General features: G+C 71.9%; 13 protein-coding genes. 5 read left to right on the forward strand and 8 right to left on the reverse strand.

Annotation, left to right across the window (positions count from 1 at the left end; translation table 11 throughout):
- Positions 1–256 precede the first annotated feature (256 nt).
- Entirely contained in the window at positions 257–1,141 is an 885-nt protein-coding gene (gene gcvA, locus FF100_RS14580) for a transcriptional regulator GcvA (protein ID WP_139036414.1), read from the reverse strand.
- Positions 1,142–1,238: 97 nt separating this feature from the next.
- Here gcvA and FF100_RS14585 point away from each other — a divergent pair, with 97 nt between their 5' ends.
- Positions 1,239–2,468, forward strand: a complete 1,230-nt coding sequence (locus FF100_RS14585) for an MFS transporter (RefSeq protein ID WP_139036415.1) — start codon at positions 1,239–1,241, stop codon at positions 2,466–2,468.
- Positions 2,469–2,488: 20 nt separating this feature from the next.
- Here the strand turns inward: FF100_RS14585 and FF100_RS14590 are convergent, their stop codons facing one another.
- The gene (locus FF100_RS14590; RefSeq protein WP_139036416.1) at positions 2,489–3,001 is read right to left on the reverse strand and encodes an NUDIX hydrolase; all 513 of its coding nucleotides are present in this window, start codon (positions 2,999–3,001) and stop codon (positions 2,489–2,491) included.
- A gap of 370 nt (positions 3,002–3,371) precedes the next feature.
- Here FF100_RS14590 and FF100_RS14595 point away from each other — a divergent pair, with 370 nt between their 5' ends.
- Entirely contained in the window at positions 3,372–4,049 is a 678-nt protein-coding gene (locus FF100_RS14595) for an MgtC/SapB family protein (protein ID WP_139036417.1), read from the forward strand.
- Positions 4,050–4,253: 204 nt separating this feature from the next.
- Here FF100_RS14595 and FF100_RS14600 read toward each other — a convergent pair whose 3' ends face one another.
- The 5 genes from FF100_RS14600 to FF100_RS14620 form a co-directional block, all read right to left on the reverse strand.
- Positions 4,254–5,309: an HAD family hydrolase gene (locus FF100_RS14600; protein ID WP_139036418.1), complete on the reverse strand. Its 1,056-nt coding sequence runs from the start codon at positions 5,307–5,309 to the stop codon at positions 4,254–4,256.
- 230 nt (positions 5,310–5,539) lie between these two features.
- Positions 5,540–7,237 (reverse strand): choline dehydrogenase, encoded by a 1,698-nt coding sequence (gene betA / locus FF100_RS14605; RefSeq protein WP_139036419.1) that lies wholly within the window; start codon positions 7,235–7,237, stop codon positions 5,540–5,542.
- A gap of 44 nt (positions 7,238–7,281) precedes the next feature.
- Positions 7,282–8,793 carry a betaine-aldehyde dehydrogenase gene (betB, locus tag FF100_RS14610; protein WP_139036420.1) on the reverse strand — a complete coding sequence of 504 codons (1,512 nt, stop codon included), beginning with the start codon at positions 8,791–8,793 and terminating at the stop codon, positions 7,282–7,284.
- Between the two features lie 130 nt (positions 8,794–8,923).
- On the reverse strand, positions 8,924–9,781 hold the full coding sequence (choW, locus tag FF100_RS14615) for a choline ABC transporter permease subunit (protein WP_139036421.1): 858 nt from the start codon (positions 9,779–9,781) through the stop codon (positions 8,924–8,926).
- Positions 9,782–9,842: 61 nt separating this feature from the next.
- Complete coding sequence (locus tag FF100_RS14620) at positions 9,843–10,793, reverse strand: choline ABC transporter substrate-binding protein (protein ID WP_139036422.1); 951 nt, start codon at positions 10,791–10,793, stop codon at positions 9,843–9,845.
- Positions 10,794–11,096: 303 nt separating this feature from the next.
- Here FF100_RS14620 and betI point away from each other — a divergent pair, with 303 nt between their 5' ends.
- Entirely contained in the window at positions 11,097–13,133 is a 2,037-nt protein-coding gene (gene betI / locus FF100_RS14625) for a transcriptional regulator BetI (protein ID WP_139036423.1), read from the forward strand.
- A gap of 51 nt (positions 13,134–13,184) precedes the next feature.
- On the opposite strand, the gene FF100_RS14630 is transcribed toward betI, so the two are convergent.
- Positions 13,185–14,069, reverse strand: a complete 885-nt coding sequence (locus tag FF100_RS14630; RefSeq protein ID WP_171070173.1) for a LysR family transcriptional regulator — start codon at positions 14,067–14,069, stop codon at positions 13,185–13,187.
- Between the two features lie 174 nt (positions 14,070–14,243).
- Here FF100_RS14630 and FF100_RS14635 point away from each other — a divergent pair, with 174 nt between their 5' ends.
- Both FF100_RS14635 and FF100_RS14640 read left to right on the forward strand, forming a co-directional pair.
- Positions 14,244–15,743 carry an MmgE/PrpD family protein gene (locus FF100_RS14635; protein WP_139036425.1) on the forward strand — a complete coding sequence of 500 codons (1,500 nt, stop codon included), beginning with the start codon at positions 14,244–14,246 and terminating at the stop codon, positions 15,741–15,743.
- A gap of 86 nt (positions 15,744–15,829) precedes the next feature.
- Complete coding sequence (locus FF100_RS14640) at positions 15,830–17,422, forward strand: ABC transporter substrate-binding protein (protein ID WP_139036426.1); 1,593 nt, start codon at positions 15,830–15,832, stop codon at positions 17,420–17,422.
- Position 17,423 lies beyond the last annotated feature (1 nt).

The raw sequence follows: 17,423 nt of genomic DNA on the forward strand, positions 1-17,423 counted from the left end.
CGATCGGTGCCGAGGACCGCCACGGCGAGACCGCACGTCACTCCCGGGCGAGGCCGGGCAGCGTCGCAAGCGAGGCGGCGAGCGCGTCCGCCCTGGCACGCCGCGCAGCGAGAGGGGCACGGGCCCGGGCGTGAAATCCGGCAGGATCTGCTCGACCGTTCCGGCCGCCAGCCGATCGCCGCTGAGCCAGAGATGCGCCGCCGCGATCCAGCGCTCCTCGGCCAGCGGGCTCGAAACCTCGGCGACGGCATCCGGCTCACGATCCGGCCGCCGCGACGAGCCAGGCGCAGAATGCGCGCACGGCCGGATCCGCGGCGCGCGTCTCGGGCACGAAGGTGTGGTAGCTGCGCGCCGGCAGCGACGGGCCCGCGAAGGGGCACGTCAGCCGGCCGGCCGCCACGTCGTCGGCGATCAGCCGCTCCGGGCCCATCGCCACGCCGAGGCCGTCCAGAGCCGCCTGGAGCGTCAGGTAGAAATGCTCGAGCGTCACCGAGGCCTGCGGCTGCAGGTCGGGCACGCCGGCGGCGCGCAACCATTGTGGCCAGACCTGCGGCAGCGTCGCGGAATGCAGGAGGGTATGGTGAGACAGGTCCGCGGGCTGGCTCAAGGGCAGGCGCCGCAGCAGGGCCGGGCTGCAGACCGGGATGCGGGTCTCAGCCAAGAAGAGCCGCCCGACATGGCCCGGCCGGGCGTCCGGGCCACCCCGGATCGCGACGTCGAACGGCTCGGCGATCTGCGCGAGCGGAACGTTCGAGGTGGTCAGCCGGACTTCGATCATCGGGTTGGCGATCTGGAAGCCGGACAGGCGCGGGATCAGCCAGCGCAGGGTGAAGGTCGCGAGCGCGTTCACCCGCAGCAGGCGGGGCCGGCCGCTCTCCACCTCGCGCGCGGTCGCGACGGCGATGCGGTCGAGGGCGGCGCCGGTCTCCGCCAGGTAGCGGCGCCCGACCTCGGTGAGGACCACGCGCCGGTTGTGCCGCTCGAACAGGGGCAGCTGCAGCCAGGCTTCGAGGGCCTGCACGTGCCGGCTCACCGCGCCGTGGCTGACGCCGAGCTCGGCGGCGGCGAGGGTGAAGCTCGCATGGCGGCCCGCGGCCTCGAAGGCGCGCAGGGCGTTCAGGGGCGGCAGGCGCCGGTGCATTCGGGTCAGCTTTCCTCACGCGAGCGTCAGGATAAGACGTTTGTCAGGGCGGCGCGAGACCGCGATCCTGTGAGGGAAACGACAGCAAAGCAGCCCGATGTCCCTTGCCCCCGATCTCGCCTCGCCCCTGCCGACCGTGCCGGACCGCGATCCGCGGCGGACCTTGGCGGCGGCCGGCCTCAACCACGCCCTGCATGACGGCTACACCGACCTGATCTACGTGCTGCTGCCGGTCTGGCAGGCGGAGTTCGGCCTCGGTTTCGCCGCCCTGGCGCTCCTGCGCACGCTCTGCACCGGCACGCTCGCGGCCTTGCAGATTCCCGCCAGCCACCTCGCGCGGGGCTGGGGCGCGCGCCGGGTGCTGGTGCTCGGCACGCTCATGAGCGCCGGCGGCTACGCGCTGGCCGGCCTGTCGGGCGGCCTTGCCGGGCTCTGCATCGCCCTCCTGCTCGTCGGGGCCGGGTGCAGCACGCAGCATCCGCTGGCCTCGGCGGTGATCGCCCGGGCCTATGGCCGGTCGGCCCGCGGGCCGCTCGGCACCTACAACTTCGCCGGCGACCTCGGGAAAGCCGCGGTGCCGCCCGTGGTGAGCCTGCTGATGACGCTGGCGGACTGGCGCGCGGCGCTCTGGGGGGTGGCGGGAGCGGGCGCCGCCGTCGCGCTGGCGGTCGGCCTGCTGCTGCCTCGCGATCCCGTCGCGCGGGAGGTGGAGCCGGGTGCGACGCCGCGGGCGGTCCACGGACCTGGCGCCGCGACCGGCCGGACCGGCTTCCGGCTCCTCGTCGCCATCGGCATGCTCGACAACGCCGCGCGCCCCGCCTTCCTGCTCTACCTGCCGTTCCTGCTCGGGGAGAAGGGAGCGGCGTTGCCCCTCGTCGGGCTCGCGCTCTCGCTGGTGTTCATCGGCGGCGCGCTCGGCAAGGCGATCTGCGGGCGCCTCGGCGAACGCCTCGGCGTCACCCGGACCGTGATCCTCACCGAGGCCGGAACGGCGGCGGCGATCTTGGGCGTCATCGCGCTGCCGCTCGGACCGGCCCTCGTCGTGCTGCCGCTGCTGGGCCTGCTGCTCAACGGCACCTCCTCGGTCCTGTACGGCACGGTGCCGGAGCTCGCGCCGGGGGGCCGGGTCGAGCAGGCCTTCGCGGTGTTCTACACCTTCACCCTCGGGGGCAGCGCGCTGGCAGCGCCCCTCGTCTACGGGCGCCTCGGCGACCTCGCCGGCCCGCGTTGGGCGGCGGTCGCGTCGGCGGCGACGGCGCTTTCCGTCGTGCCGCTCATGCTCGCCCTCTCGCGCCATCTCGGCGGAGCCGCACCGCGCCGGGCCTGACCCCGCCCGCGAGGGCGCGCTCACGCCCCTGTCGGATCCTCGTCCGCCACCGCCAGCAAGCGCGCGAGGTCGTGGATCAGGGCCGCCAGCTCCGGCTCCTGGACGAGCGCGGCCGCCGCCTCGCCGCTGACCCATTGCAGGTCCCGCTGCCCCTTCTCGCGCCACTCATCCAGGGTCCCGGTGACGGCGAGCACGTAGACCGCCACCCGGCACGGGACCACGCCGCCATCCGGCCGGCGCTTGCCGTAGGTGTAGTGGCCGGCCGGCTCCTTGCCGATCCGCCCGATGACGCCGGCCTCCTCCCGCGCCTCGATGGCGGCGGCGCGGTGGGGCTTGCGGCCCTTCATCGGCCAGCCCTTGGGCGCGATCCAGCGCCGGCTCTCGCGCGAGGTCACGAGCAGCACCTCGACGCCGCCTTCCGAATCGCGGCGAACCGGCAGGGCCGCAACCTGACGCAGGGGTTTCGCCGGCCCGCGCGTGGCCTTCTTGCGCGCCTTCTTCGGAGTGGATCGGGCCTTTCGCGGCTTCGGCATGGCGTCGCTCAGGCGACCGCGATGGCGCGTGCCGTGCCCCGGCGCACCGCCGGGACGCGCCGCGCCCGCCCCGATGATCGTCCCGGCGGGAGCCGAGCGGAGCCCCCGTCGGTCGGCAGGCCCTCACCCCCGTCGAGCGGGGGCTGCGGCCCCTCGGCCCGTGGGCCGGGCGTGCGGGCATGCCACGCGAACGGGTCGACGGCACCGTCCTCCCTGGGTCTCGTCGCCCGGATCCACCCCAGCATGCCCCGACGGTCCCTCCGCCTCACCGTATGCGATGATCTGGAAGCCGGCTAAGTTCCTGCAAGGGGGTTGCGCTGGCGCTCCCCTCCGAAGGGAGGGCCGGTGCCGCCGCTCCGGAGGCGTGGACATGCTCAGCAACATCGAGATCATCGCCCGGCTCGCCCTCGCCGCCCTGCTCGGCAGCGTGGTCGGGCTGGAGCGCGAGCGGCTGCTCTGGGCCGCGGGCCTGCGCACCCACATGCTGGTCTGCGTCGGCGCCTGCCTGATCATGATCGTGTCGGCGTTCGGCTTCTCCGACGCGATGGGGGCGACGGGCGTCGTGCTCGACCCGTCCCGCCTCGCGGCCCAGGTCGTATCCGGCATCGGCTTCCTCGGCGCGGGCACCATCCTGCTGCGCGGCGAGGTGGTGCGGGGCCTGACCACCGCGGCGAGCCTGTGGGCGGTGGCGGCGGTCGGGCTCGCGGTCGGCGGCGGCCTCTACGTCGCGGCACTCGCCACGACGGTGATCGTGATCGTGATCCTGGCCGGCGTGAAGCCGATCGAGGAGCATTACCGGGAGCGGATCCGGGTGCGGCCGCTGCGGCTGTTGGCGCGCAGCGGCGAGATGTCGATCGACGTGCTGCAGCAGGTCTCGGGCGAGCGCTCGTCGCGGATCAGGCAGTTTGTCGTGCGCCCCTCGACCTCCGAGGGACTGGACGAGGTGACGGTGACCTTCGTGCGGCTGTCGCAGCGCAGCGTCGAGGCGATCGCCGCGCGCCTGCGCGCTCATCCGGGGATCGTCAGCGTCGAGACCGACATCGGCTGACGGAGCGCCGTGGCGGGGCTGCGCCCCGGCAGGCCGCATTCGGTCGACCCCTCCCCCGAGCAGCCCGGCCGCGTCCACGGGCTTCGTGGCGCCGCCACCGCCGCGGCGATCCCGTCTCCGCTTCGTCGGAGCATGCCCGAGCGGGCCCGACCGTGCCGGGACCGAGCCGGTCGGACCCGAGATGCGGCCGACCGGGCGTCGCCGCTACTGGATCTCGTCCGGCTTGACGACGACCCAGTTCCTGTCCGCCGTGACCGGCAGGCCGTTGCCGGCCTGATCCGCGGCCGCCTTCTTCTGCATCGTCTCGATATCGGTGCGGTACTTGGCTTTCCGGTCGACCCATACCCGCAGGCCGCCCTTCGCGGTATCGACCCCGTGAAGCAGCATGGTGCCGTCGCTCTTCGGGGTATCGCCGGCGATCAGCACGGCCTGCTTCCAGGGAGCGATGTAGGTCAGAATCGCCGCGTACTTGCCGGCGAACCAGGTCGCCGGCGTCCACAGATACGGCGTGATCTCGAGCGGCAGGTTGGCCGCCTCGTCGTAGCGGCCCTCGGCGATCTCCTTGCGCGACGTCGTCAGGGCGCCGGTGGCGCGGTTCTTGAGGAGCGTCGTCACGCCGATCACGTTCTCCGGCTTGACGTTGTAGCCGTAGCGCGGATCGGACGCGACCATGCGCACCAACTCCTCCTGCGCCGCCGTCATGATGTAGACTTCGATGCCGTTCTCCATCAGCTTGGCATACAGCTCCTGCATGCCGCGAAAGATCTGAGGCGTCTTGACGTCGATCGTCTTGACGATGTCGCCATCGTAATAGGTCGTCGGGATCGGCTTGCCCGCGCTCATCATGTCGTCGAGATGGCCCTTGAGCTGCGCCAGGGTGAGCCCGGAGAACGACTGGGCGATCCAGGGATAGCAGACCAGGTCGTCGATCTCGCACAGCCGGTTGTAGTAGCTGTACAGGCTCTCCTTCTGCCCGTCCTTGTCCTTGAACGGGACCAGCTTGAGCGAGGGATCGAGGGTCTCGCGGGTCAGCACGCCCTTCATCTCGAGATACGGCAGCAGCGCCTCGGTCAGGTCGTTGCGGTAGCTCGTGTTGTCCATGTCGAAGACCGCGTAGGCGCCTGTGTTGGCGTTCGCGGCGATCATCGCGTCGAGCTGGCCGGCGGCCTCCTTGGGCCAGTGCGTCAGCTCGGCCGCGTTCGCCCGACCGATCAGGCCGAGGATGGCGAGGCCGAGGAGCCAGCGGGGCGAGCGCATCATGGGAAGACCTCCGGTCGGTGGCTGCGAAGTGCCCCCCGCTGCGGGACGATGCGGGCCGGGCATCCTGGTGAGAAATCAAAACAATCACGCGGCGGGATGGACGATGATACGTGCCGGTCGGTCGTTGCCGCTGGTGGAGAATCGTTCGGTTGGGGGCGTTACGCTGTCACGACAGGCGCGGTCCTGACAAAATCGTCTTCACGGACCGTCGCGAGCGGCGTCGGCCGGTCTCAGGCCGCCCGGGCCGGGCGGCGGCGGACCGGGACATCGCCCGCCACATGGTAGGGCGCGTCGCTGCGCGGCAGGCTCGCCCGGCCCCGGATTCGGTCGGCGATCTTCTCGGCGATCATGATCGTCGGGGCGTTGAGGTTGCCGGTGACGATCAGCGGCATGATCGAGGCGTCCACCACCCGCAGGCCCTCCAGGCCGTGCACCCGCCCTTCGGCGTCCACCACCGCCATGGCGTCCATCCCCATCCGGCACGAGCATGAGGGGTGATAGGCGGTCTCGCCGTGGGCGCGCACGAAGGCGTCGATCGCGGGCTCGCTGCGCAGATCCGATCCCGGGCTGATCTCGCGGCCGCGATAGGGATCGAGCGCCGGCTGCGCCATGATCTCGCGAGTGATGCGGATCGCGTCCCGGAACTCGCGCCAATCCTGCTCCGTCGACATGTAGTTGAACAGGATGCTGGGATGCGCGGCGGGATCGCGGGAGGTGAGCCGCACCCGCCCGCGGCTCGGCGAGCGCATCGAGCCGACATGCGCCTGGAAGCCGTGCGTCTCGACCGCGTTGCTGCCGTTGTAATTGATGGCGAGCGGCAGGAAGTGAAATTGCAGGTTCGGCCAGCCGAAATCCTCGCTCGACCGGATGAAGCCCCCCGCCTCGAACTGGTTGCTGGCCCCGATGCCGGTACCCGCCAGCAGCCATTGCGCGCCGATCAGCGGCTGGTTGTAGAGCTTGAGGGCCGGCGCCAGCGAGACCGGCTTCAGGCACTCGTACTGGATGTAGATCTCCAGATGGTCCTGGAGGTTCTCGCCGACTCCCGGAAGATCCTGCACGATCGGGATGTCGAGGCCGCGCAGCAGATCGGCCGGGCCGATGCCGGAGCGCTGCAGGATCTGCGGCGAGGCGATCGCCCCGGAGCAGACCAGCACCTCGCGCCGCGCCCGCGCCGTCACAGGCCTGCCCCCCCGGTGCCGGTAGGCGACCGCGACCGCCCGTCGCCCCTCACACACGACCCGGTCGGTCAGGGCATGGGTCACGATGGTGAGGTTCGGCCGCCCCCTCGCCTGGTCGAGATAGCCGCGGGCGGTGCTGGAGCGCCGCCCCGCCGGGGTCACGCTCCGGTCCATCGGGCCGAAGCCCTCCTGCCGGTAGCCGTTCAGGTCGGGGGTGCGGGGATAGCCCGCCTGCACCCCGGCCTCGATCATCGCCTCGAACAGGACGTTGCGGCCGGGCTTCGCCGTGGTGACGCTCAAGGGGCCGTCGCCGCCGTGATACGGATCCGGGCCGGCGTCGCGGCTCTCGGCCTTGCGGAAATAGGGCAGGCAATCGCGGTAGGACCACTCGGCGAGGCCCGGCCCTTGCGCCCAGCCGTCGTAATCGAGGGCGTTGCCGCGGATGTAGCACATGCCGTTGATGAGCGAGGAGCCGCCGAGCCCCTTGCCGCGCCCGCATTCCATCCGGCGCCCGTTCATGTACGGCTCGGGATCGGTCAGGTAGCCCCAGTTGTAGCGCCGCCCCTGGAGCGGATAGGCGAGCGCCGCCGGCATCTGGGTGCGGAAGTCGAGCCGGTAATCGGGCCCGCCGGCCTCCAGCAGCAGCACGCGCGTGTCGGGATCCTCGGTGAGACGGGTCGCGAGCACGTTGCCGGCCGATCCCGCTCCCACGATGATGAAGTCGTACTCGCTGACGCGCGTCTCGGGCATGATGTCCGTGTCCGTCCTCGTCTCGGTCTCGTCTCGGCCGTGCGTCAGAACAGCGGGGCGAACTCGCCCAGCTCGACCTGGATCGACTTGGTGCGGGTGTAGCGGTCGAGGGCCTCGACGCCGTTCTCCCGGCCGATCCCCGATTGCTTGAACCCGCCCACCGGCATCTCGGGGGGCGATTCGCCCCAGGTGTTGATCCAGCAGATGCCGGCCTGGAGGCCGTGCACGATGCGGTGGGCGCGGACGAGGTCGCGGGTGACCACCCCGGCGGCGAGGCCGTAGGGGGTCGCGTTGGCCCGGGCGAGGGCTTCGGCCTCGTCGTCGTAGGCGAGCAGCGTCATCACCGGGCCGAAGATCTCCTCGCGGACGATCGTCATGTCGTCGCGGCACCCGGCGAAGATCGTGGGAGCGACGTAGGCCCCCGCCGCGAAGCGGCCGCCGACCGCCTCGCCGCCGGTGAGGAGCCGGGCGCCCTGCGCGATCCCGGAGCGGATGAAGGCCAGGACCTTGTCCCGGTGCGCGTGGCTCGCCAGAGGGCCGAAATTGGTGGCCTCGTCGAGCGGGTCGCCGAGCCGGATGCGCGCGACGCGCGACAGGACCAGGGTCTCGAACGCCGCCATCAGGGAGCCCGGGACGAAGACCCGCGTGCCGTTGGTGCAGACCTGCCCCGAGCTGAAGAAGTTCGCCGCCACCGCGATGTCGGCGGCCCGCTCGAGGTCGGCGTCGTCGAGGACGAGGAGCGGCGACTTGCCGCCGAGCTCCATCGTCACCTCCTTGAGGGTCGATCCGGCGGCCCCGGCCATCACCTTCGCCCCCGTCTCGGTGCCGCCGGTGAACGAGACCTTCGCCACCGCCGGATGCCCGGCGAGCCAGGCCCCGATCTCGCGACCGAGGCCCGGCAGGACGCTGAACACGCCGTCGGGCAAACCGGCCTCGGTGTAGATCTCGGCCAGCACGAGCGCGCTGAGCGGCGTCACCTCGCTCGGCTTGAACAGCATGGCATTGCCGGCCGCGAGGGCCGGAGCGGATTTCCAGAGGGCGATCTGGATCGGGTAGTTCCAGGCGCCGATGCCGGCGACGATCCCCAGCGGCTCCCGCCGCGTATAGGCGAAGGCGGTCTCCCGCAGCGGGATCTGGCGTCCCTCGATCGCGGCGGCGAGGCCCGCATAATATTCGAGCACGTCGGCGCCGGTGGCGATGTCGACCGTCCGGGTCTCGGCGATCGGCTTGCCGGTATCGAGGCTCTCGAGGCGGGCGAGCGCGTCGTTGCGCGCACGCAGGAGCGCGGCGGCGCGCAGCATCACCCGGCCGCGCTCACGCCCCGGCATCGCGGCCCAGATCGCCTGGCCCCGCGCGGCGGCGGCGACCGCCGCCTCGAGGTCGTCGCGGGTGGAATGCTCGATCTCGGCCAGGACCGCCCCGTTCGCCGGGTTGATCGACCGGAAGGTGCGGCGCCCGGCCTCGGCGGCGGGACGGCCGTCGATGAAGGGGCGGCGGATCTCGGGCGGGATCTCGGGCAGGATCTTGGGCAGGATCTCGGGCAGGATCTCGGGCATCAGGATGTCCGGTGTCGGGTCAGATGCAGCGGAGGACGGAACGATGACTCTCGGCGCGGTGGGGGACGCCGCCGGAACGGGGCTCGCTGCCGCAAGGGACGTGACGGCGACGAGGCTCACCGGCCCGTCCTCATCGTGCGGCGCCCCGGTCGCGCGGCGCGGGCCGCTTGCACACGCGGTCGAGGATGATCGCCAGCACCACGATGGCGAGGCCCGCCTCGAAGCCCATGGCGATGTTGACGGTGTTGAGCGCCCGCACGACCGGCTTGCCGAGGCCGTCGGCGCCGACCAGCGCGGCGATGACCACCATCGACAGGCTCAGCATGATGCACTGGGTGATTCCGGCCAGGATGGTCGGCAGCGCATTCGGCAACTCGATCTTGACCAGCATCTGCCAGCGCGTCGCCCCGTAGGCGAGACCGGCCTCGCGCAGGCTCGGCGGAACCGAGGCGATGCCGAGCTGCGTCAGGCGGATCGGCGCCGGCAGGGCGAAGATCACCGTGGAGATGATGCCGGGCACGGTCCCGAGCCCGAACAGCACCAGGGTCGGGATCAGGTAGACGAAGGTCGGGATCGTCTGCATCAGGTCGAGGAACGGCCGGATCGCCGCGTAGAACATCGGCCGGTGCGCCGCCAGGATCCCCACCGGCACGCCGATCGCCACGCAGGTCGCCGTCGACCAGATTACCAGCGCCAGCGTCTCCATCGTGGCCTCCCAGTAGCCGAGGTTCGCCACGAGCAGCAGGGAGGCGACGATGAACAGCGACAGGCCGACCGAGCGGTGAAGCAGGTAGGCGGCGCCCGCGAAGACCCCGATCAGCGCGAGCGGCGGCACCGCCAGGAGCCCGTCGGTCAGGCCCTGCACCATCGCGCCGAGCACGATCGCGATCAGGTCGAAGACCGATTGGGCGTGAGTATTCAGGAAGTCGACGACGTATTTGAGCCAGATCCCGAGAGAGAGCTTGTGGGACACGATCCAGTCGTACATGCTCACATCTCCGCCGAGAGACGTTATGGAAACGCCGCCGGTCGCCGGCAGCAGGCAGGGTTCACTTCACGCCGAGGGTTTCGCGCAACGCCGGCAGGCCGGGCTTGCCGTCGAGGGTCTCGATGCCGGCGAGCCACGGTGCCCACGTCTCGGGGTTGGCCTTCAGCCATTGCTCGGCGGCCTTGCCGGGTTCGAGCCCATCGGACAGGATCGACCCCATCACGATGTTCTCCGTCTTGAGGTCGAAGGTCAGGTTCTTGAAGAACCGGCCGAGATTCGGACACTCGGCGCCGTAGCCGGCGCGCAGGTTGGTGAAGATCTCGGCCCCGCCGTAATTCGGCCCGAACGTGGCGTCGCCGCCGGCGAGATAGCGGATCGGGAAGCGGGTGTTCATCGGGTGGGGCTCCCAGCCGAGGAACAGGATCGGCTCCTTGCGCCGGATCGCCCTGTCCACCTGGGCGAGCATGCCCTGCTCGCTCGATTCGACGAGGTCGAAGTCGCCGAGGCCGTAGGCGTTGTCCTTGATGATCGCCAGGATCGTCCGGTTGCCGTCGTTGCCGGGCTCGATTCCGTAGATCTTCGCCTTGAGCTGGCGGCGGAACCTGGCGATGTCGGAGAAGCTCTTGAGGCCGGCGTCGTAGAGGTAGTCCGGCACCGCGAACGTGTACTTCGCCCCGGTCAGGTTCGGGCCGACGACCTCGATGGCCTGCGCCTCGAGATAGGGGTTCCGGTCGGCCGCCATGGTGGGCATCCAGTTGCCGAGGAAGACGTCGATGGTCTTCGCCTTGAGCGAGGCGTAGGTCACCGGGACCGACAGGATCTGCGTCTTCGGGGCATAGCCGAGCCCGGCGAGGAGGCGGGAGGCGAGCGCCGTCGTGGCGGTGATGTCGGTCCAGCCCACATCGGCGAAGCGCACGACCTTGCAGGAGGCGGGATCCGCCCGGGCCGTGCCCGCACCGCACGAGACTCCCAACGCTGCACCGAGAAGGGCTCCGGTCGCCAAGCCGCGCATGACACCCCCTGCTGCCGAGACACGGCCTCGCCGCGCGTGGTCCGTTGAACAGTCATTCAATACACCGTCATCCCGGATGTCACGCCCTTTTTTTCACCGATTATGCTGCCTTGCGCGCGTTTGTGCATCGTGCGTGAGCGCCGCGGCGCCAGAATGCTCTGGCTGCCCCAGGGTTTCAAACCGGCGGCCCGACGATCGGCGGCCCTGGCGGCATGGCGGGTCCCGGACCGTTGAACGCCTGTTTAACGGTGCAATCCTGGCCCGGCCGGGTGAACGCACCGGCATTCCGGCGTAAGGACGGCGATGACCCAGGCGAACCTCCTGCAGGCCCCCGCGATGCAGACCTTCGAGGCGGCCCGCCGCCGCCACCTCGTCGAGGCGACGATCGAGACCCTCGCGGAGGTCGGCTTCAAGGCCGCCTCGCTCAGCGAGATCGCCCGTCGGGCGAACGTCTCGACCGGCCTGTTCGCCCATTATTTCGGCGACAAGGACGGGCTCCTCGAGGCCACCCTGCGGTTCATGGCGGCGCGCCTCGCCGCGGCGACCGCCGGTCGGCTCGCGGCGTCCCGGAACGGGCGCGAGCGGCTCTACGCCGTGTGCGACGCCGCCCTGGCGGACGAGGAGTTCGACCGGCGCACGAGCGCGGTGTGGCTCGCCTTCTGGGGCCAGATGGCCCATTCGCAGCGCTACCAGCGCGTCCAGGCGATCTACCAGCGGCGGATGATCAGCAACCTGCGCCACGGGTTGCGGGGCCTGGTGCCCGAGGCGCGCGTCGCGCGCGACGCGACGATGATCGCCGCGATGATCGACGGCCTCTGGCTGCGCTCCCATGTTGCGCAGGCCACCAAGGCCTGCTCCCATGCCGCGACCGCGGCGCCGGGCGAGGCAGGGGCCGACGGGGCGGCCTTGCGCGCGGTCGTGCACGCCTTCATCGACGACCTGCTCGCCGGGCCGAGCCGGGCCGCCGCGCCCGCCCCGGGTGACCGGGACGCGGCCGCGCCCGAGGCCGTCCGGCATCGCAGCCCGGTCACCGGCGCGGAGATCGCCCGCTTCCTCCCCGCCCGGGAGGCCGAGATCCGCGGGGCCGTCGCCGGCGCCCGGGCCGGCCTCCGGTCGTGGCGGGCGGCCGGCGGGCCGGGCCGCGCGCCGATCCTGTCGCGCTGCGCCCAGCTCCTGCGGGCCGAAGGAGCGGACCTCGCGCGCCTGGAGGCCGGCGAGACGGGTCGTCCGGTCCGGCAGATCGCGGGCATCGACCTGCCGCAGGCGATCCGCCTGCTCGACCACGCCGCCGCGCTCGCCGAGGCGAATGCGGCGGTGCATGTCGAGCTCGGGCTGGGGCGGCTCGGCCGCCGGAGCCGGGAGGCTCTCGGCCTCGTCGCCGCGTCGGGGCACTGGAGCGCGGCCCTTCTCGGCCTCTGCGATCAGGCGGCCGCCCTGGCCTGCGGCAACGCCGTGCTCTACGCCGCCGATCCCGGCGCCACCCGGACGAGCGCGGCCGTCGCCGACCTGTTCGCCCGGGCGGGCCTGCCGGACGGGGCGCTCACCGTGCTGCGCGGCGACCGCGAGACCGCCCGCCTGCTGCGCGCCCATCCCGGCCTCGTGCCCGCGCCGTGCGAGGCCTGGGACGCCCTCGATCTCGGCGCCGGCCTCGGGGTGGACAAAACCGCCACGATCGTGCTGCCGGGCGCCGACGTCGATCGCGCCGCCGCGGCGGTCCTGCACGGGCACGGGACCTGGCTGCGCTCGACCTTTCCGAGCCAGACCCGCCTCCACGTCCATGCCGGGATGCGGGACGCCCTGCGCGACGCCCTTCGGGTGGCCGCCGCCGCGCTGCGCGTCGGCGACCCGCTGGATCCGGGCACCCAGATCGGACCGGCGCATTCCGCCGCCCAGGCCGCCGGGCTGGCGACCGCCCTGCGCGCCGACCTCGCGGCCGGGGCGGATCTGGTCGTCGGGGAAGCGGGGGCGGCTTCGTCCGCCGGGGCGCCCCCCCTCGTCCTCGATCTCTGCCGGGACGACATGGCCCTCGTGCGCGGGCACGGCTTCGCCCCGGTGGTGACCCTCGAGCCGTTCGAGGACGAGGCCGCCCTCGCCGCGCGGATCGGAGGCCCCGCGCTCCGGGCCGGGATCCTGGCGGGGGATCCCGAACGGGCCTGGAGGCTGGCGCTCGCCCTCGACGGCGCCTTCTGTGCCATCAATCCCCCCGGCATGTCCCGCGACGGCGCGGGGCCGCCGGGGACGTCCTCGGCCTTCGCCGACTGGTCGGTCGCCGTCCGGCCGGATCATGTCCCGTCGCGGATCGCACGGATCGTCGGTCCCGGGCGCTCGCCCGCGGCGTGATCCCCCGGCGCTGCCGCCCTTCCCCGGGCGTCCGGCCCGAGGAGAATCCCGCTACGCTGCGCCGTCGGTGACGGCACGCCAGATCGGCCCCATCTTCCGGCGCCGGTCGCGCTTGCGGCGGCAGAGCCGGATCTCGACCGTGATGTCGTCGTCCGGCGCCTCGACGCGCACCAGCCGTCCGCCGGCCAGCTCGCCCGTCACGAGGGCGGCCGGCAGCCACGCGATGCCGTGTCCCTGCAGGGCGCCGTCCAGCAGGGTCTCGGCCATGTCCGCCTCGAAGGCCGCATCGAGCTGCTGGGAGAGGCCGCGCTGCGTCAGGGCCCGGGCGACGACCCGGCCGAGCGCCATGGTCTCGCTGTACTTGAGGAAGGGCGAGCGGGTGCCGGCCTCCAGCCCGAAGGCCGGCCCGCACGATCCGCGCACGGCGATCAGCGTCTCGGCGCCGACGACCCGGCTCTCGAACAGGGTGTGATCGATCTCGACCGCCGGTCCCGCGTAGCACAGCACCAGATCCGCGGTCTCGTCGGCGAGCATGATCATCGCATCGTGCACGGAGCCCGTGACCAGCCGCAGCGGAACGGCAGGGCGCAGCGGCGCGATCGCGGCGCGGACGTTCGAGAAGAAGGTGCGTGCCAGCGTACGCCCGGTCGCGATCGTGAGGATGTCGTCGTCGCGCGTATGACGGCGGCGCAGCTCCGCCCGGATCGCCGCAAGGTCGGAACAGACCGTTCGGGCGACATCGAGCAGGTCCTCCCCCGCCGGCGTCAGCGCGGCCGGAAAGGAGCCGCGGTCGATCAGGGGCACGCCCACCCACCCTTCCAGGGCCCTGATGCGCCGGCCGAAGGCCGGGTGGGTGACGTTGCGCATCTCGGCGGCCTTAGTGAAGCTGCGCGTCGCCGCGTAGGCGACGAAATCCTCCAACCATTTCAGCTGCATGTGCCGCCCCATCGGTCCTGCCGGCCCGATCCGTGCCGAATCGGCACCGACTTTTGCCGAGTTGGCGCACGCGGGCCAGCGCGATGAGCGTGTAGCCTCCACGATGGTCTCCCGCCCGCGCCGCGACGGATCCAGGGCGATCTCCGACCACACGAACGACCGGACATCCGCATCATGACGCCCCTGCCAGCCGGTGCCGATCGCCCCCTGTGCTCCGCCCTGGCCGAATGGAGCGTGGGCTTGCGCGCGGACGCCCTGACGCCCGTCGCGCGCGCGCGGGCCCGGGACGCGATCATCGACGTGCTCGGCTGCATCCATGCCGGCGCCCGGACCGGGACCGTGCGGACGGTGGCGGTTTCGCAGGCCGGCGCAGGCCGCGGCCCGGCGCGCGCCATCGGTCTCGACCTCGGCTATCCGGCGGCGAGCGCCGCGCTGATCAACGGGACGGCGGCCCACGTCCTCGATTACGACGACAACTTCTTTCCGGCCATCACCCATGCCAGCGCCGTTCTGGTCCCGGCCCTGCTGGCCCTCGGCGACGAGCGCGGAAGCCCGATGGAGGCGGTGCTCCTGGCCTACGTCGCCGGCCTCGAGATCCAGGCGCGCCTCGGATTGCGCGCCAATCCCGGCCACTACGAGGCCGGCTGGCACGCGACGTCCACCCTCGGGACCATCGGGGCGGCCGGCGCCTGCGCGAAGCTCCTCGGCCTCGACGTCGGCGAGACCGCCAACGCCCTGAGCCTCGCCGCGAGCCTCGCCGGCGGGAGCAAGCTCCAGTTCGGCACCTCGGCGAAGCCGGCCCATGCGGGCTTCGCCGCCATGCACGGGGTCCTCGCCGCGACCCTCGCCGCCGCGGGGCTGGACGGGTGCCACGGCATCTTCGAGGGCCCGTGGGGCTTCCTGGCCCACCATGCCGGCGACGGCCCCGGGCCGGCGGAGGACCCGTCCGCGGACGGGCTGGCGATCGAGCGCTACGGGCTCGTGGCGAAGCTGTACCCGTCGTGCATGTCGAGCCATCTCGGCATCGACGGGATCCTGGCGCTGCACGGCGAGGCCGCCATCGACCCCGCCGACGTCGCGGGGATCCACATCGAGATGCCCGACTTCATGATCCGGAACCTGCGCTTCACGGAGCCCGCCGACGGCACCGAGGCGAAGTTCAGCATGAACCACTGCGCCGCGATCGCGGTGATCGAGGGCGCGCCACGCATCGCCCACTTCACGGATGCCTGTGCTCACCGGGCGGACCTGCGCGCCATCGGCCGCACCGTCACGATGGCGCCCCGCCGGCCCGACCGCAGCCTGCCCTGGGGCGGCGATGCCCGCGTGGCGATCAGGACCCGTTCGGGATCGCGCCGCGAGGTCGTCGTCCGGCATCCCAAGGGCTCGATCGGAAACCCCCTGTCGGACGCGGAGGCGCTCGCCAAGTTCCGCGATTGCTGCGCCATGAACCTCGATCCGGACGCCGTCGCCGCGGTGGAAGAGCAGGTGTTCGGCGACTGGAGCCGCCTGGATGTCGCGCAGGTCACGCGCGGCTTCCTCCACGCGGGAGGCGGGTCCGGCCCCGGGGAGCAAGCACTGACACCTGCGCGACCGTCCGTCGATGTCGATCTTGGCGCGGAGCTTGCTCCCGGCGCTGGCATGGTAGCTCCCGATCGCCCCCGAGAGATCTGACCTGAGACGAACCCTGCGGGAGCGCCGGCTCCTCAGCGGCGTGAAGACGGCTCGCGACTGACAGACCAACGGTAAGGACACGCGTCATGGATCGCAGGACATTTCTGAAAGGCTCGGCCGCCCTCGGCGCGGCCGGCATGGCGCCCGGTCTCGCCGCCCCGGCTCTCGCGCAGCCGGCCAAGGTGCTGCGCTTCGTGCCGCAGGCCAACCTCGCGAATTTCGACCCGATCTGGGGGACGCAATACGTCGTCCGCAACGCCGCCGCCATGGTCTGGGACCTGCTCTACGGCGTCGACGAGCAGCTGAAGCCCCAGCGCCAGATGGTCGAATCGGAGGAGGTCACCGCCGACGGCCTGACCTGGACCTTCCGCCTGCGGCCCGGCCTCAAGTTCCATGACGGCGAGCCGGTGCTGTCGAAGGACGTGGTGGCGAGCCTCACCCGCTGGATGGCCCGCGACCCGTTGGGCCTGATGATCCGGGCGGTGCAGACCGAGCTGGTGCCGGTCGACGACCGCACCTTCCGCTGGCAGCTCAAGAAGCCGTTCCCCAAGCTCCTGCTGGCGCTCGGCAAGACGAACGCGCCGTGCGCCTTCATCATGCCGGAGCGGATCGCCAAGACCGACCCGTTCACCCAGATCACCGAGTATGTCGGCTCGGGCCCGATGAAGTTCGCCCGCGCCGAATGGGTGCCGGGCGCCCGCGCGGTCTTCGAGAAGTTCGCCGATTACAAGCCCCGCGACGAGCCGTCCTCCTGGCTCGCCGGCGGCAAGCGGATGCTGGTCGACCGGATCGAGTGGGTGATCATGCCCGATCCGGCCACCGCCTCGGCGGCGCTCCAGAACGGCGAGGTCGATTGGTGGGAGAACCCGATTCCGGACCTCATCCCGCTCCTGCGCAAGAACGCCAACATCAACGTCGACATCGCCGATCCCCTCGGCAATATCGGCTCCTTCCGGATGAACCACCTGCATCCGCCCTTCGACAACCCGAAGATCCGCCAGGCCGTGCTCGTGGGCATGAGCCAGGAAGACTACATGCGGGCGCTGATCGGCGACGACGACAAGCTGTGGAAGCCGCTGCCCGGCTTCTTCACCCCGGGCACCCCGCTCTACAGCGAGGCGGGCGGCCAGCATATCGGCAAGGGCAACATCGCGGCGGCCAAGAAGCTGCTGGCGGAGGCCGGCTACAAGGGCGAGAAGGTGGTCTGCGTGGTGGCGCAGGACCAGCCGATCACCAAGAACATGGGCGACGTGACCGCCGACCTGCTCAAGCAGATGGGCATGAACGTCGATTTCGTCGCCACCGACTGGGGCACGGTCGGCACCCGCCGCGCCTCGAAGGCGCCGCCGTCGCAGGGCGGCTGGAGCATGTTCCACACCTGGCACGCGGGCGCCGACTGCATCAACCCGGCGGGCTATCCGGGGATTCGGGCCAACGGCGACAAGGCCTGGTTCGGCTGGCCCGACGTGCCGCCGGTCGAGGCGGCCATCACCGAGTGGTTCGACGCGGCCGATCTGGCGGCCGAGAAGGCGGCGATCGACAAGGTGAACGCCGCGGCGGTCGCGGGCGGCGTCTACGTGCCGACCGGCTACTTCCTCGGCTACCAGGCCTGGCGCAAGAACGTGACCGGCGTGACCAAGGGGCCGCTGACCTTCGCCTGGGGCGTGTCCAAGGCCTGAG

This window comes from Methylobacterium terricola, from assembly GCF_006151805.1.
In the GTDB taxonomy this organism is placed as follows: Bacteria; Pseudomonadota; Alphaproteobacteria; order Rhizobiales; family Beijerinckiaceae; genus Methylobacterium; species Methylobacterium terricola.

Bases quoted from the DNA above. Each gene is read 5' to 3' on its own strand.
- FF100_RS14595 (WP_139036417.1), top strand. From the start codon at position 3,372: ATGCTCAGCAACATCGAGATCATCGCCCGGCTCGCCCTCGCCGCCCTG.
- FF100_RS14585 (WP_139036415.1), top strand. From the start codon at position 1,239: ATGTCCCTTGCCCCCGATCTCGCCTCGCCCCTGCCGACCGTGCCGGAC.
- FF100_RS14620 (WP_139036422.1), bottom strand. From the start codon at position 10,793: ATGCGCGGCTTGGCGACCGGAGCCCTTCTCGGTGCAGCGTTGGGAGTC.
- betA (WP_139036419.1), bottom strand. From the start codon at position 7,237: ATGCCCGAGACGCGCGTCAGCGAGTACGACTTCATCATCGTGGGAGCG.
- gcvA (WP_139036414.1), bottom strand. From the start codon at position 1,141: ATGCACCGGCGCCTGCCGCCCCTGAACGCCCTGCGCGCCTTCGAGGCC.
- betB (WP_139036420.1), bottom strand. From the start codon at position 8,793: ATGCCCGAGATCCTGCCCGAGATCCTGCCCAAGATCCTGCCCGAGATC.
- FF100_RS14600 (WP_139036418.1), bottom strand. From the start codon at position 5,309: ATGATGCGCTCGCCCCGCTGGCTCCTCGGCCTCGCCATCCTCGGCCTG.
- betI (WP_139036423.1), top strand. From the start codon at position 11,097: ATGACCCAGGCGAACCTCCTGCAGGCCCCCGCGATGCAGACCTTCGAG.
- FF100_RS14590 (WP_139036416.1), bottom strand. From the start codon at position 3,001: ATGCCGAAGCCGCGAAAGGCCCGATCCACTCCGAAGAAGGCGCGCAAG.
- FF100_RS14635 (WP_139036425.1), top strand. From the start codon at position 14,244: ATGACGCCCCTGCCAGCCGGTGCCGATCGCCCCCTGTGCTCCGCCCTG.
- choW (WP_139036421.1), bottom strand. From the start codon at position 9,781: ATGTACGACTGGATCGTGTCCCACAAGCTCTCTCTCGGGATCTGGCTC.
- FF100_RS14630 (WP_171070173.1), bottom strand. From the start codon at position 14,069: ATGCAGCTGAAATGGTTGGAGGATTTCGTCGCCTACGCGGCGACGCGC.
- FF100_RS14640 (WP_139036426.1), top strand. From the start codon at position 15,830: ATGGATCGCAGGACATTTCTGAAAGGCTCGGCCGCCCTCGGCGCGGCC.